At 43.1% G+C, this 15462-nt stretch carries 11 protein-coding genes; 5 read left to right on the top strand and 6 right to left on the bottom strand.

Annotated elements, in window-relative coordinates; all coding sequences use genetic code 11:
- Nucleotides 1-32: 32 nt before the first annotated feature.
- The 4 genes from SOO65_RS12385 to SOO65_RS12370 all read left to right on the top strand — a co-directional run bounded on the left by SOO65_RS12385 (nt 33) and on the right by SOO65_RS12370 (nt 3656).
- Entirely contained in the window at nt 33-491 is a 459-nt protein-coding gene (locus SOO65_RS12385; RefSeq protein ID WP_321390285.1) for a hypothetical protein, read from the top strand.
- A complete protein-coding gene (locus tag SOO65_RS12380; protein WP_321390282.1) occupies nt 488-2458 on the top strand; it encodes a hypothetical protein in 1971 nt (656 codons plus the stop codon). Before SOO65_RS12385 ends, SOO65_RS12380 begins: the two co-directional genes overlap by 4 nt.
- A 120-nt stretch (nt 2459-2578) precedes the next feature.
- Complete coding sequence (locus tag SOO65_RS12375; RefSeq protein ID WP_321390279.1) at nt 2579-2842, top strand: hypothetical protein; 264 nt, start codon at nt 2579-2581, stop codon at nt 2840-2842.
- Between the two features lie 64 nt (nt 2843-2906).
- Nucleotides 2907-3656: a hypothetical protein gene (locus SOO65_RS12370; RefSeq protein WP_321390276.1), complete on the top strand. Its 750-nt coding sequence runs from the start codon at nt 2907-2909 to the stop codon at nt 3654-3656.
- 1 nt (nt 3657) lies between these two features.
- Here SOO65_RS12370 and SOO65_RS12365 read toward each other — a convergent pair whose 3' ends face one another.
- The 3 genes from SOO65_RS12365 to SOO65_RS12355 all read right to left on the bottom strand — a co-directional run bounded on the left by SOO65_RS12365 (nt 3658) and on the right by SOO65_RS12355 (nt 8950).
- Entirely contained in the window at nt 3658-5106 is a 1449-nt protein-coding gene (locus SOO65_RS12365) for a hypothetical protein (RefSeq protein WP_321390273.1), read from the bottom strand.
- Nucleotide 5107: 1 nt separating this feature from the next.
- Nucleotides 5108-7690 (bottom strand): CHASE domain-containing protein, encoded by a 2583-nt coding sequence (locus SOO65_RS12360; RefSeq protein ID WP_321390270.1) that lies wholly within the window; start codon nt 7688-7690, stop codon nt 5108-5110.
- A gap of 69 nt (nt 7691-7759) precedes the next feature.
- Nucleotides 7760-8950 carry a porin gene (locus SOO65_RS12355; protein WP_321390267.1) on the bottom strand — a complete coding sequence of 397 codons (1191 nt, stop codon included), beginning with the start codon at nt 8948-8950 and terminating at the stop codon, nt 7760-7762.
- Nucleotides 8951-9326: 376 nt separating this feature from the next.
- Between SOO65_RS12355 and SOO65_RS12350 the strand changes: the two genes are divergently transcribed.
- Entirely contained in the window at nt 9327-9764 is a 438-nt protein-coding gene (locus SOO65_RS12350) for a hypothetical protein (RefSeq protein ID WP_321390264.1), read from the top strand.
- A gap of 44 nt (nt 9765-9808) precedes the next feature.
- Here the strand turns inward: SOO65_RS12350 and SOO65_RS12345 are convergent, their stop codons facing one another.
- The 3 genes from SOO65_RS12345 to SOO65_RS12335 form a co-directional block, all read right to left on the bottom strand.
- Nucleotides 9809-10876, bottom strand: a complete 1068-nt coding sequence (locus SOO65_RS12345; RefSeq protein WP_321390261.1) for a hypothetical protein — start codon at nt 10874-10876, stop codon at nt 9809-9811.
- A 70-nt stretch (nt 10877-10946) separates the two neighbouring features.
- On the bottom strand, nt 10947-12215 hold the full coding sequence (locus SOO65_RS12340) for a hypothetical protein (protein WP_321390257.1): 1269 nt from the start codon (nt 12213-12215) through the stop codon (nt 10947-10949).
- On the bottom strand, nt 12146-15439 hold the full coding sequence (locus SOO65_RS12335; protein WP_321390253.1) for a BadF/BadG/BcrA/BcrD ATPase family protein: 3294 nt from the start codon (nt 15437-15439) through the stop codon (nt 12146-12148). The genes SOO65_RS12340 and SOO65_RS12335 overlap by 70 nt, the downstream gene beginning before the upstream one ends.
- Between the last annotated feature and the right edge of the window lie 23 nt (nt 15440-15462).

The following is a 15462-nucleotide window of genomic DNA, read 5'->3' as shown; positions in this document are numbered from 1 at the left end:
AAATTTATTGTCTTTGTAATAAAATAAATTTCATGAAGAACTTCAAATTTCTATTCTTATGTCTGTTGTTCCCTTTAACAAGTTTCGCTCTCGCACCTGCTCCACATTTTGAGAATCGCGCAAACATTGGTTTTGTTGAAAACTTTCATGATGCTGTTAATGATGTCGCCTTATCAAAAATGGGCAGCGATTTTGAATTCAAAGATCTGACCGCAGAAAATATCAAAGAGTTGGATAAGCATCATGATACCAAACGTGAATATGGAAAGATGTTTGGTTTTAATGATTGGAAAATTACCTCGCACAAATTTGTTGAGAATGAATCTGGTCGCATCCTGGTATTTGAGGGGAACTACAAAAGTAACCGTAACACCATGGTGAGTTTTCTTGAGGTTTATTGGGCCACACCAAATACATCAAAACAATTTCTTCTGAGCTCTGAAAAGAAAACTCTGAAAGTTGATGAATACCAGGAGTATCTAGTTCCATGAAAAACCTTTTATTCATTCTTCTTTTTGTTTTCTCGTTCAGTTCCTGGGCACAACCTTTGACTTTTGATCCAACTTGTACGACCCCGGGAGACCTGGTTTCTTCAAGCGTTTCTCTTCCTGAGTTTCAGCTTGTTTGTCAGCATCTGGTGGACACAGATCCGGCCTGTTTAAGAATCGCCCCTGAAAATAAAATGAATTGCGAGAAGGGCCAATCGGCCAATCGTCTTCTATCATCAAATGATATGCTCTCAAAGATCGGCCAATGTATTAAGGGCTTTCTTTGGGACTCACTGGCCGATCTTGGAAACATGATTGTGGATCTGATTTCTACATTAGTGGATGTGAATGTTAAGAGTTACACGGCCATGGCGAAATTTTTAGTGGATGATGAGTTTCGAAATGAATCCATCGCTAAACTAAAAAAAGGTGGCGGCGAGGGCAGTAAGCTTGCCATGGATTTTATCAGAATGGCGTCGGCCTATTTTGCACAAGAGTTTCCAAGAAATTTATCTGACTCCTACTACAACCCGGCGGTTGCTCTTGGTAAAACACTGTTCGAACCATTAGTTAAAATGCTCTCTCAAGCAGTAGAAGGAATCGCTCAGCACTACATCTCAGAATATAACTGCCTCAATGGAGTGGCGAAATCAAATACCATCTGTAAAGCAGTAGGATCTTTGATCATGCCACCAACCGCAATCTTCGCATTTTTAAAGGGCGGTAAGGCAGCATTAGTTGCTCTAGAAGCCACAGAAAAAGGTGCGGCGGCAGTTAAAGCAAGCCGTATGAGTTTTGCTCAAATGAACCATTTAAAAGCTGCGGCAAAGCTCACAGATGCAGAACGCCTGACTGAGGCAGGAAAGCTTTTAGACGGAATGAAACTTACTAAAGCACAAGAAGAGGCGATCATTGCGGCCCATAAAATTGGAATTGCAGATGGTCGAGGTTTCTATACCTATACTCAGGCCGATATTTCGAAGAAGGCAAGAATACTTCGTGAAGCAGGATTTGATCCGGATCAAACACGTCTATTGATGGAAAAAGGGATCACAGGAACATTCGCAAATCCTAACACAACGTCTTTAGCAAACGGTGCTCGCGTTCAGGCCCAGACTTATGGAATCACCATCAATAAACTGGCCAGTAGTGGCCAGGATGTTGCCCAGGAAATGGCAAAGTATAAAACCGCATTTAAAGAGGCCGGTGAGAATTATTCTCTTGCCGCTTCATCGAGTAAGAATCCACTGGTTTTAAAAATGGCATGGGAATCATCTGCCAAAAGCGGAGACGTTGGTGCTACTCTTGCGGCCTATAATAAAGGTCTTAAAGAGTTTGGGATGAATCAGCAAAAAATGATGATGGGTATTTCTCAGGACATTTTGAATCTTCAAAGAAAGGTCGCGGCCAATCCAAAAGATCCGACCCTCGCTCTTGAGTTAAAAACATTGAAAGAAGTTGAAGCAAAGTTAAAAGGTGTTCAACCTCCAGCATCTATTCCTAAACCCATTGTGGCCGAAACAGCAGTTAAAGCGGAAGTCAAGGCCGAGGTTAAAGCTGAAGCTAAGTCTGGCATCAGTGTTCCAGAAAACATGAAGTGGAATGAAGCAAGAGATGTGGCCAATAAGTATCGTCTTGCACGTCAACCCGAAGAAGCGAGTCATTACTATATGAAGGCCGCCCAGAAGAAAGATTTCTCTGATCGTCAATTCGCTCAGGCCTTTGAAGAAAGTATGAAGGGCCAAGGAACAGTTGCGCGTGAGATGTTTACCAAGGCCGATAACAAACAACTAAATGCCTATTTAAATGAAATGTTTGAGCGTGAACTTCATTACACGAAGAACGCCACTGAGAAGGCCAATCTAAGAAAAATTCTTGAAGACATTCGTGATAATAAAGATAAAAAGTCTGCTCTTTATATGCCTCAAGAAAGAATGCTCGAAAACATGCTTCGTTGGACGAAAGAATAGCCACCAGGTGCATTCCGCACCGGTGGCATTCCACCATCCATCACTAAAAATCCACCTACTTGGCCTTGGCATAAAGCTCGCATAATGGGGCAGGGACAACGTCTTGGACAGGAGGTTCAGATGAAGCTTTTAGTGATGATTCTTACTCTTACTTCTTTTTCTTCTTTGGCTTCAACACAAACGATGAGTTTTGAAGACAATATGCAAGTTCCGAAGGTTGTCATGAATTACATGCTGCCTATGAATATGATTGAGCTGCATCGTGATTTCTATTTTAATGATCGCATGATCGCCGGTAAGAAAGACACACAAACCTGGTCAGATAGATTACGCACGCGTCTTCAAAGCGGTGGTCTAAAAAACTTAAATGCTTTTTTAGATTGAAGTACTGAACCTCAGAAGGAGTGTTTGCTAGAATGACCCTAACTTAAAAGGACAAGGGTGATTTATGCGAACACTTAGAAAGATCAGTCCCATAACTTTTATGGCCTTAAGTTTGGCCGCCTTTAGTGGTTGTAAAGAATTCTACGATAGCGAGTTTACAGAGGCGGCCCTTTCTCAAAACAACGAGGATGACGATCGTTTTTTTGAGGCCAATCTGGTCGCGACTGATGCGAACTTTCCTAATCTAACTGGTAAAGGAACCTTTGATTTTAAAGATGGTGTTGTAAACGTTAATATCAGTTTAGATGACATCCCCCAAAACTTTACCCAGGTCTTTTACACCTACAGTTCGGCCGACTGTTCAAGCTTACAAACGACGTTTGCTGCTGACACCACCTCATCAAGAAATTTTACACACTCAGAAACTTTGACTGCTGATGCTTTGTCGCAAGAGCTTATTGCGGCCGGTGCCTCCCAAGGCTCCGATGATGCAGATCTTGCAAATACCAGTCTTTTAATTCGAGCGGCCCCCATTGCGAATGGGTTGCCAAGTCCATCGGGGACAAACGTTATTACCATTGCTTGTGGAACTCTTACACTGACGGAAAATCAGGATGATTCTGGAACAACCACTGGAGAGACAAACGGTGGCACAACTGCTGGGACCACTACAGGCACAACCACTGGAGATGCAACTACGACTGGTGGAGACTTTGGAACCATTACGGGCGGAGATTTCGGAACCACTACAGGTGGCGTAGGTGGAGATATTTCAGGTTCAATTGGTGGTGATACCGCCGGGGTCGAGTTCTAGATCACTTCACCAGTGGGAGAACCAAATTAAATACAAGTCCGCCGTTTGATGTGGAATCAAGGGAGAATTTACCTTGGTGAAGTTCTACCACACGTTTAATACCAATGAGTGAACGCTCCGATCTCATCTTTTCTTTGAAATCGGATGCCGCCCCTGGATCGTTGACCGTCACTGAAATTTCACGATTAAACTTTCTTTCGCTGTTTTTAATCTGAATTCTTGTCCCTTTGCCTGCGTGATAAATAATATGGCCAAAGAGATTGGATAAAACACTGCTCTTAAACAGTGCCTTATGGGCGTAAATTGAAATAAGGGAAAGATCATCAACGTCCATTTCAAAGGTAATGTTTTTGATTTCAATCGCCTCGTGAAGTTGATCCATTACTTCTGTAATGATTGGGTAAAGGGGAGTCTTATTTAATTTTGTAGACTCGTCCTGATTAGAAATTCTTTGAAGGATTTTAATCTGCTCGAGAAGATTTGTAATATAGGACGCATGAAGAGAAATTCTCTCGGGTGAAATGTGGCCCGCGCCTAATTTCATAAGCTCCAGCTGATTTTGAACCAGGATCATTCCGTTTGATGCATCTTGAATAGAGATTCGCAGTAATTGGTCGACTTCGTCCGATTGCATGTTACTATGAAACTTTTGTTCCAAAAGACCGAAGAGATAGGTCGCGAGAAAGGAAATAATGAGGGCCATGAAAAGACTGAGAGGCCAGAGGTAAGCATCTGTGAATGGTCTTTTTGCCCAACTTAAGAACAATAGTTCCCTTCCTCTGATCTTTACAGTCTGACGTTTGATGGCACTTTTCACCCCTCGAGGATTCGCAGTCGAGAAATAGTTTAGGCCAGTCTTGGCGTCTTGGATGACCAGCTCATAAGATCTGAGAAAATTTGCGGTCATGAACTTTTTAAAGAATCGATCGTTACTGATGACGGGCGCGATCCAGCCCATGAGTTTGTCGTTCTTTTTGATGGGAATATAAACCACAAAGCCCTGTGGCCCTTGATAGAGGGTAAATGGGGCGGAGATCCAATACTCTTCGCCTAAATCGTATGAGGCCTTCATCAAATTGTAATTTTGTGATTTCTTACCCAGAGACACTTTATTGTCATGGTAAGGATAGACTCGAATGATGTTACCCTCATGATCAACAATGTTAATCCCTAGAATCTCGTCGTAGTGCTCAAGAATATTACCTGCGAGTTGTTCATAATTTTTTGTGTAGAGAGAACCCTGCGAGAAATACTCCGAAGTCACAATTCCTTTTGAGATCAGGGAGTCGATGAACATCTCAAAGCGTCCTAACACTTCTTCATGGATCACTGATGCCTCTGAATGAAGGAGTTCTTCTTGCTTGGCATGTTGTCTGAACGTGATGGCGTAGATCATGAAGAAGGACACTGCAAAACAACCAATAAAAAAGAGGATTTTATTTCTGTTCATATCAGCTTTCTTTTAACTTTAATTCAATAATAAATCTGGTGTGGGGATTTTCCATATCTAGCCAGATGTTACCACCATGGGCCTCAATGATTCCTTTGGCGATACTAAGGCCCAGGCCCGTTCCTCGACGAACATCTTTCGTGGTGAAGAAAGGTTCCATGATTCTTTCTGCCACATCAGAAGGTATACCAGCTCCACTGTCGGTTACCATGATTAAGATTCGGTCATCTTTTATGAGTTCAAAGCTAAGTTGAATCCATTTATCTTCCAGGCCTTCAATGGCATCGTTGGCGTTATTAAATAGGTTCAATAAGACCTGAGAGATTTGGCTTGGGCGACAAATGATTGAGACGGGCGGGATATCCTCGATCTTTAATTCAATACCTGTCGCACGAAACTTTTCTGCACAGAGATCCAATGTTTCAGTTACCACTCTCTCCAACGGCACGAATTCAAATGGATCGTTATAAGAACCTCTGGAGAAAGTTCGAAGGCCTTTAACGATTTTTCCAATTCGGTCGGTCGTGGTTTTGATTTTATGGATTTCCTCGTAGATCCCAGGATGATTAATTTCCAGATCTTCCAGCATCAAAGTAATGACTTGAATCTTGCCCAGAATGATGGTGAGTGGGTTATTAATCTCATGGGCCATACCACTGGCCATTTCACCTAGAGAGGCCATTTTCGAAGAATGAATTAACTGCATCTTACTGACTTCAAGTTCCTTGGTTCTTTCATTTACCAGTGCCTCGGCCTTTTGACCGAAAGTCACCTGCTCAAGAAGAAAACTCACAATAAAGAGCATGAAGAGATTCATTAAGAGGGCCAGGGCAACGGCGGTACCTGTATTTCTGATGAAGAAAGGGGCCCTTGGATAAAATTCAAAAACATGGGGCTGACCATAGAGGGTCACGGTTTTTTTTATGGTGTACTCACCCTGTTTGAATGGATGCTCTTGATCATCCAAATCTTCCACGTGAATAACTTGGTCCTTCACCTTGATTTTGGTTCGTAGGACCTGTTGGAAAGGTTGAAGGGCCTTAGAGAAAAAGACCGTACTGATAACAGGGGCACCGACCCAACCTTTGAAATCGCCCGTTTTGTCCATGATGGGTTGAACCAGAGTAAAGCCAATACGGTGTAATTTATCTTGCACGAGATAGATCGGATCAGTGGAAATCGTTTCGTTGAGACGTTTTGCTTTCCAGGCCGTCTCACGTCGGTTTTTATCACTACCAATATCAAGACCAATGGCAGCTTCGTTTTGTTCTTCGGGTTCAAGGTAGGCGATGACTAGATAGTCATCAAACTGTTCAGAGTATTGAGGATTAATCGGCTTAATTTCGAAGTTAGGTTGTCCCTTTCTTTTCATTTCCGCTTTAAAATTCTGCAGGTCCTTTTTCTTCACCAAGCGAATCACACTGAGGCCATTGATGGCGTCATAACGAGAGCCAATTTGCATGGACTGGATGTATTCCTTCCATTCCTGCGCTGTAATTTCCGGATTAAGAAGAAAAATCGCCTTACTGCTACTTAGAAGAAGTTCGTATTGATTGCTGGTTCTGATGATGGAATCAAGGGCCGTATCCACCATACGGTTGAGATCACTTTTAAGCTGCTGTCTCTCAGCATTTGAAATCATAAATGTGATGATGAAAAGTGTTAACCAACCAATGAGATTTCCCAGAACAAATTTTGGTCCCACAGTGAAGTTTGTTTTAAAAGGTCGAACAAACAAAATCGAGAAGGCATAACTAAAAAGTAAGCTCTGTGAGTAGATGAGATTTTGATTCAGGTTTCCATATTCAAATGGCCCAAAGCCCATGGTGGTCAAAACCACAATGGCAAAGGCGATGATGATGAGAATTGTTCTAGAGACTAAGCGACCAAGTGTGAGACCCGCTAAAATAAAGAATGGGCACAATGCCCAAGAGAAGGCCTGGTTAAACCCTTTTACAAACACCAGATAGGTGATGAGCAACATGAGAAAACAAACCAACACACCTGAAATAAATTTCTTATAACTAATGTTATAGGGGTCGAGCTTCTTAGTATAAAGCTCCATGAAAAGGGGAAGCACGAGAAGAATACCAATGGCGTCTCCACTCCACCATGTATACCAGGTGTACGTGATATCAGTGCTTGATACAATTCCTAAATAAAATAGAGACACCACCCCAAAGGTGGCACTCACCATACTTCCAAAGACCGCACCCAAGGAGACCGAGAAAAACTCAGAGTAGCTTTTTAAAAAATTTTTCTTCGCAATCCAGAGAATAAGCTGACTTCCAACCAGGGCCTCTAGTGTATTACCGACAGCGATAGTGAAGAGACCTGCAGTTGGAGTATTAACTGTCAGGTTAGTGAGAAAAGCTCCTAAAAGAATTGCAGGAGCAACCCATGGGCCAAAAAGAATCATGGCTCCGATGGCGAGACCTGATGCCGTCCAAATAGGAGATGAATTTTCGTTGATTGTTGCGAGTTGGATGCCAGACCAACCCAACATGAAATAGAGGGCCGCTATGGATAAACAGACCAGGCCTTTATAAGTAAGTGATGAATGTTGAGATTCAAATTTATTCACCTACAAATTCTATCCTAGTCTGCACCCACTTTAACAATATTATTAATAATTCATTAATGACTGATTGTGTTAGATACCAATTTCTAATTGGAGTCGATACACCCAGTAACTACGGTAGGTGTCTTTCACCGAGTTTGATAACTCGTCATAAGAAAGATCGGTCTGAACTTTCACAGTGTGACGGTTAAAATATTTCGAGAGACCCAATGTATATTCTTTTTGATTATTGGCACTTCCCGCCTGAGACTCTTTATCAGCAAAAAGCTGTGAGTAACGGACTGATGGCTCAATGTTGTTGTCAAAAAGGAAACCCGCTTGAGTCGTTATCCCTTGTCCTTTGAAGACAGTGACTTCTTTTGCTCCGTCCATAAAGACCGGATCATGGGCCCAGCGATTGGCGTATTCCGAACTCCACGAGAAACCACGATGCTTAAAGATGGCATCTAGGAACCAGGTTTGAAGATCTCGGTTTAGACCTGGAGTTGTGTATTGAGTTCCAAGTTGGCCACCGGGACGAGTGGTTTTCTTATTGGCATTGAAAACGGCACCAATTGAAAGTTTCGGTGTAAGTTCACGAGCAAGATCGCCTTCAAAATAATCACCCTCGTCTTTAAAAGCACCAAGAGGCAACCATTCAACACGACCAGTATAAGATAAACCATTATCTTTGTTATCAGTGGCACGACCTTCACCGTTAGAGACAGCGAGCTTTAACCAGAATGGACGGTCTTCTCCCCAACGTTGATAAAATTGAGCACCCATATCACGATCCAAAGTAAACGTTGCGTTTACAATTGATCGATCAACAAGCTGCTGAGAACCTGAAGAGGTCACACGTTGTCGGTTACCCGGAAGTTTTGTTTGTCCATACCAGATTGTGGCCGTATCAGTAAGCCTCCAACCAACAACCGCATCACGAAGAATGTTCGGATATTGAGTACGATCATAATCCATGTCACCACGAGTGAATGAAAGTTGAATGCGGTAAAGAAGGCGAGGGTCCCACACTGTACCATCCAAACGCAGACGCATACGTCTCACGTTAAAATCAGCAACCTTCGCCGAAAGATCTTCAGTGTCCTGTGTTTCATAAGTAAATCGATTCTGCATTCGGAAACGGAAACGGGTCTTAAAATGAATCGGTTTATACTCTAAATGAACACCTTCATTAAAATAAGTCCCTAGTCCTTGAGGATCTAAGACTTGGGCCGCTGCCGGGAGCGCGCTGATCATAAGAACGGCCAATAAAACTTTTTTCATTTTTCTCTCTTAGTTTTCAACTCAATTATTCACTAGCTTCAGCATGAGTCAATGTCATCAGCGTCTTTGTAATGAAGATGTAATGATGCGGATCTCAATCTAAAATCTATTAACTTTAACCGTACTAAGTATTTTTACGGAAATAAACCTTAAAATAGAAGTTAATGAATATTTCTTTCAAACATGTAGAGGTAAATTTTGGCCAACACCAATCTAATCTTTACACAGGCCCACTAACAATCAGACTTCTTAAAATTTGTGTTCCGTTTCGTCTCAGTAAGTCACGCTCCAAACGCACCTCATGGTTCCTTTTCATTGCAAAATTTCTGGAAATAATCTCCGGCGCGGTTATCAACTTTTGAAAAAGGATCAATTCATGGACATTCGAAAAACAATCAGCATGGCACTCGCTTCGGCCCTTCTTCTTACTCTCGTAAGTTGTGGCGAAAAAGACAACAAATCACATGTAAGCAAACAGGCCAACCCTATTTGTGAAGACGTGAACTGTCTTTCAAGTGTTAACTGGAAAATCATTCTTAATGGTAAGGTGTTTCCGGATAAATCACGCGTAGACATCAATGGCACAACTGTTCTTAACGAGTGTGTATCAAAGCAGAAATTTATGATCGATCGTGATTCAGTTCCTCAAACATTAAGCCTGGATAACTACATTGTTCCTAAGCGTGGGGACGTAAAAATTCACGTGATTGATCTTGGCCACTGTGATTCTGAGTCAACATTCATCAAAGATGATAATGTTAACTTTGATTTAGTGAAGGGCGGAGAAACAAACGAAGTTGTGATTCACTTATAATCAAAAAAAGGTCAGTGGAAAACCCACTGACCTTATTTTTTGTCTTAATCGTTAAGTAGTTCACCTAATCTTGATAATGTTCCCTCAAATTTACGGGCCTTGGTCTTAAACCACAAGAAATCCGGTCTTGCCTTTGAGATCCACTTGCCCCCAACAATCTTTCCAAAGCTATCTAGTTCAACTTCATATTCGTAGTTGACGGTCTTCTCATGTTGCTTGGGAGTTCCACGAACAGGTTGCCAGTCGTGGCCATTTTCGTCGATATAAGTCACAGTGGTTTTAATTCGGAGAGTTTTCACTGCGCCCGGAGCTGCGTCACTGTCGGCCCCATATTCATCCACCACAGTTGATGAGTATTTGCTGAAGGGATGATTCCATACCTCTTTGTAGCGCTGAATATCGGCCACAAATCCTTTTCCATCAATGCCTATTCGGTTGGCGAGGACCAGGTGGAAGGCCCCGGCATTCATGTCATCTTTGCAGTCGTGATCAAAGTTTAGAAATCCACCTTTGTAACAGCGAAGTCCCATTTGATAGACCGTTGGTGTTTGGAAACCGTAGGCGTAGTAATAGCTCACAAGTGCCTTAATGTCCGATGAGCCAAATGGAATATCGATGCCATCCGGGTTGCGCAAAACTTTAGGAGTTGGTTCTTCATGGTTCATGGTGGCCGGAGACCAACCATGACACATCCCTTCCCAGATTTCCGCATTCGGATCAGCGCGACGATAAACCTCATCGCGTAATGGATAGTTGTAGTTTCCTGTGAAAAGATCATACTTTTCTGAAGGTGCTAGTTCAGCGAGCTCGGGAATGGTCATTCTCATGGCCCGCTCTTTTGTTGGAGAGTTTAAGTTCCACCCAATCTTTTTCTTGGCGTACCATCGGTAGTTGATGTTCCCGTTTTTAAGCGCCCAGTAGTCTCCAGACCAGTATTTCTTTGATGGAGTGACTTCGCCCTTTAGAGGAAGGTCACGAAAGGTCTTTGTAAAAAAATAACTCATGATCTCAGGATCCGAGATATTTTCCCATGCCATCTTCATGTTCGATGTCGAAGCAAAAGTAACATTAGTGAGAGTCAAGAAGGCGATGAGTCCTGAAATCCTTTTCACAAGACACCTCCAGGTGAATTGCGAATTAATCTAGGAAAGACCGTCTGCACTTCACCACTAAAGAAAACCTTTATTGAAGGGAGGGAGCGATCACCTTTTGCATGGCCATTTGAATCCGTGAGTAAAAATTCGTTGCGCTATCACCATTGGTCTCAACGGCAATGAATTCTACCTGGGGATAGAGTTCTGAAATCTTACTCTGAACTCCGTCTGACACGCCTGAAGAACTGAGGCAGGTGAAAGGTTTAACGCTGATGATGAGGTCGGCCAGTTTGTGTTTAGCGATGTGAATATGGTGGGCCACTTCCATATGATCCTCACCGCCATCAACGTGAAGATCAAAATGCTCACCTGCGGCCTGGGCGAGACTTCCATGGTCAGAGAGTTTATTCTTCTCGCCAAGGATGAAACACATGGTTTTAAAAATGCCTGCGATCATGAGTTCCAAAACTTTAAGTTGAAGCTCGGTCGATGTGATGAACTTTGATTTCTTAGTTCGGGCCGCACTCCAACGAGCGCGCCAGATTTGGTGCAGAAGCCAATCAGTGACTGTTTCATTGGAGACGACACCACCTTCTTTTTCAATGAAGCGGAAGAGATGGTAGTTTCCCTCACCATCAGTGGTCTTGGCCCAAAATTCTCCCATGATATGAACAATGGGACGTTTCTCTTTTTTAAGTTTGATGGTCTTGAGAATTTTGCGCGCTTTGAATAGACCTTTGATCCAGTGGGCCGTATCAATTTCTTCTCTGGCGGCCTTCACAATGGTATCGACTGAACCAGGTGTGATCTCAAAAGGTCTTCGGCGGATGTTGATGGTGTTTAAAATATCACCCACCATAATGGCCATGAAGAAACGAATGATGTCTTTGTTGGTCAGTTTCAGACCGTCCATCAGTACGTCTTGCACGTCACCTGATCGAGAGAATAGAAGGACCCTAAAGCCCGTGAAGCCCGAATCTCGAAGCGCCTTACGGTATTCAGTGGAATACATACCCATGCGACAAGGGCCACAACCTCCTGCGGTGACAAAGGCGTAGTCAGAAATGATTTTCTCAGTTGGGACATGGAGTTCGTCGCGCAGATACATGAGGTGCTTCACGAGATTTCCGACGGTGAAGTAAGTGGGATTACACTGGCCCCTATTCCCAAATTCCCTGCCAATTTGAAGAGAATCATTGTTTGGCTCTGGCATGATCTCAAATTTCAGACCGGCCATGGCAACGACTTGCTTCACGAGATGCAGAATATGCAGAGGAAGGCCCGAAGTTAAAAGTGTGACATGACTTCGCTCACTTTTAGTGAAGTTTCGAGGGTTTTTGTCGGTCCAGTGCTGCATACATCGTCCTTTCGGAAGCGTTCGATTCGTTTATTTAAATTATAAGCAAAGGTCTTGAGACGGATCTTAAACGACTCAGTTGGAGAGGTTTGATCCAGGTCATGGAGAGTTAAGTAGGCGGCCTTGGCCGCAGAAGTAATGCTGTCGATAATTCCGTAAGTCGGAGCATCGTGGCCGCATTTAAAGCTTGAGATATCGATCACCGCAATGTGCGGATTTCTCGCGGCAAATTTAGCGGCCCAAACTTTTTGAGCTGAGTTGGTTGAAAAGTTTTCCGGCCACACGTCATTAATGTCATGAGGATTGCCTTCAAAATATTTTGAAAGCCATTCCTTGTTTTTAGGAATGGAAGTCATGGTGATGACCGGGAAACCCAGACCCTGGACTTCATCTAGAATTTGATGGTTAAGGCCCGGATCAAGATGATAAGGGCGTCCCAGAAGAAGAATGGCGATGCCTTTCTCGCGTTCTGCTCGTTCAATGATTTCTTGTCCGCGCTTTTCCATTTCTAGTTCAAAGTTTTGAAGGGCCTTGAGCCCTTCCATGACCGCGTGGTCGTTTTCTTTTGATGATAGTGTGAGGTGTTTACTCCAGGTTTCTAAGAGCTGTTTCTTGAGATAACCCGTATTTTGGAAGTCCACTGCGCTATTAACAAAAATCGTTTCTTTTTCTTTGAAGTAATCTTTCTCGAGAGTGAAGGATGATTTCATCACCAGAGGTGTGCCCTGAACCACGGGACAGCTGGTACTTGAAACGACATTCACGAGGAAATTAGGTGTATGAGTAATGGCCGGGAAAAAAATATAATCCATCTTCTCATGATAAAGAAGCTGGTGCATATGGGCCTGAGCTACCTTGGCCGGGAAACATGGATCAATCGAACCATACTTCATGCCGTCTTTGGACATTTGTTCGTTGGTCTCTGAGGACCAGATGATATTTTCTGCTTTTAGACCCAATGATAAAAAATAAGCATTAAAAAACGGTGCCATGATCCACATATTAAGTACTCGTGGCATGGCGATTTTGATGTGAGAACGATCAATCTTTTTCTGCAGAAACCCAGGAGTGTGTGAAGTAACTGTAAGATCCAGTTTAAAGAGTTCTTTTGCCTGAGTGCGAACAAGATTTGGATTGTTCTTTTTCTTCTCGGCATTTTTTTGCATGAGAAGTTTTAAGGCCTCTTTATTTTCAACTGTGCCTTTCTCGCAAGAGAAACCCGAAATATAGCGCACTGATTTTCCACTGGGAGTTTTGGTATCGACAAAGGTACGGGCGCAGTGATTCGGACAGAAATTACAACGAGTGGATTCATCTGATTTGGTGGTGTAACTTATATTGTAGGCCTCATGAAGACCAGGAAAAGTTGTATACCCGCGGATGCCCACTAGTTCGCGCGCTTCGAGTGCCGCACCAATGGCCCCTGCTTCACCGGGATGTGGATGCACGAACACTTCGGCGTTCTTTACGCGTTTTTTGATGTAATCCACCTGAGCTTTCAAAGCGGCAAGATTGTATTGAGTTCCGCCTTGGAGAACGAAACGACGGCCAAAACTTTCAAGTCTTGGGACCTGCACCACATACTGCCAGATATTTTTTGGCAGAACTTGGGCGAGTCCGGCCATGATTTCTTCTTTTGAGAAACCTTGCTTTTGAAAGTTCACTCGATCTGAATCTAAAAATACGCCACAGCCATAAGAGAAAGTCGGTGCGATCTCGGCCTTAAAGGCCACATCCGCATATTCATGAACCCCGTGACCAAATTGTTCGGCCATGCCTTGAAGGATCATGCCATTTCCGGCCGAACATTGATTGGAGAGTTTAAAGTTTGAAAGCTCCTGGGACTTTAAGAAAAGCACCTTAATGTCCTGGCCCCCAATATCGCAGATCACATCCACATCACCGAAGGCGTTCTGTGAACTCTTCATATGGGCCACGGTCTCAATGACATTTACATCGGCCGAGAAGACTTTTTCAAAGATGTTGGCCGCATAGCCAGTCACTCCAAACCCGATGACATCGAGTTTGGCCCCGAAGTGATCGAAGTGGGCGTTTATCTTTCCAATGAGGATTTTGAAATCTTCAAAAGGATTACCTTTTGAAAGAGTATAAACTTTGAGAATGAGTTTTCCATTTTCATCAACCAAAGCGCACTTAGTGGAAGTGGAACCACCATCAACGCCCAAGAAAGCACGAATTGTTTCACCACTTCTGGGTTCAATTGGTTTATAAGTAGGAATGGAATATTGATTGAGGAAATTTGAAAGTTCTTCAGCTGTTGCAACTAATGGATCGCCTGCAATTTGTTTTAGTTCTTCTTTCCTTCCACCCAGGATGAAAGATTTTAAGTCAGAAAGACCTTTGTAATTTTCAGTCTCAAAACTCAAACGGCCAAAATAGCAAGAACCCAGGGCGGCGTAGTAGAGGGAATTCTCAGGCACTAATATTTTTTTATCAATGTCACCCTCTAAGAGGTCTGTGAAACCACGCTCTCTCCAGATTTCTTGAATCCGATACTTCCAGCATTCAACTAAGAAGGGAAGATATGTATTCGGGCCACCCAGTAAAATGATTTCATCTTTGAGTGTGTTTCCGCGAGTGAGAACTGAAAGATTTTGATTCACGATCGCATCGGCGAGAGAATTTAAGATATCTTCTTTGGCGATACTGGATTTAATGAGATTTACGATATCGGTTTCTGCGAAGACTCCGCATTTCGCCGCCACATGATGAAGCTTTTCAGGATCAAATTTAATTGACGAAAGACCTGTCGGATCCATGCCGACCTTGAGCATGCACTTATCGATTGTTGCTCCGGTTCCAGAGGCACACTTATCATTCATGTAGGTGAGAGTTCGTTTGTCGCCATTTTCTTTTTCTTTAAAGATAATGACCTTAGCGTCCTGGCCGCCCAGTTCAATCACACTCTGCGCGCGTGGATGGAGTTTTTCCACCGCCATGGCAACTGCATTTACTTCCTGAACAAACTTCGCCCCGATCTTAGGTGCAATGGTGGAAGCTCCAGACCCTGTCATGTAAAACTTTTTTTCTTCCGGAAATTTTTCTTCAATGAGAGTCAGAAGATCCAGCACACACTGGGCCTGCTTGGTGTGATGGCGTTCATACTTTGAAAACAAAATGTTCGAAGACGAATCAAGCACCACGACCTTCACGGTGGTGGAACCTACATCAATGCCAATAGAGAGCTCTTGTGAATTTTTCATCCCTACTAGTTAAGCATTCTGGG

Origin of the sequence: Peredibacter starrii (genome assembly GCF_034259205.1) — a bacterium.
GTDB lineage: Bacteria > Bdellovibrionota > Bacteriovoracia > Bacteriovoracales > Bacteriovoracaceae > Peredibacter > Peredibacter starrii.
The sequence above is the reverse complement of the archived record's forward strand: the minus strand, read 5'-3'. Positions and strand labels throughout refer to the sequence as shown.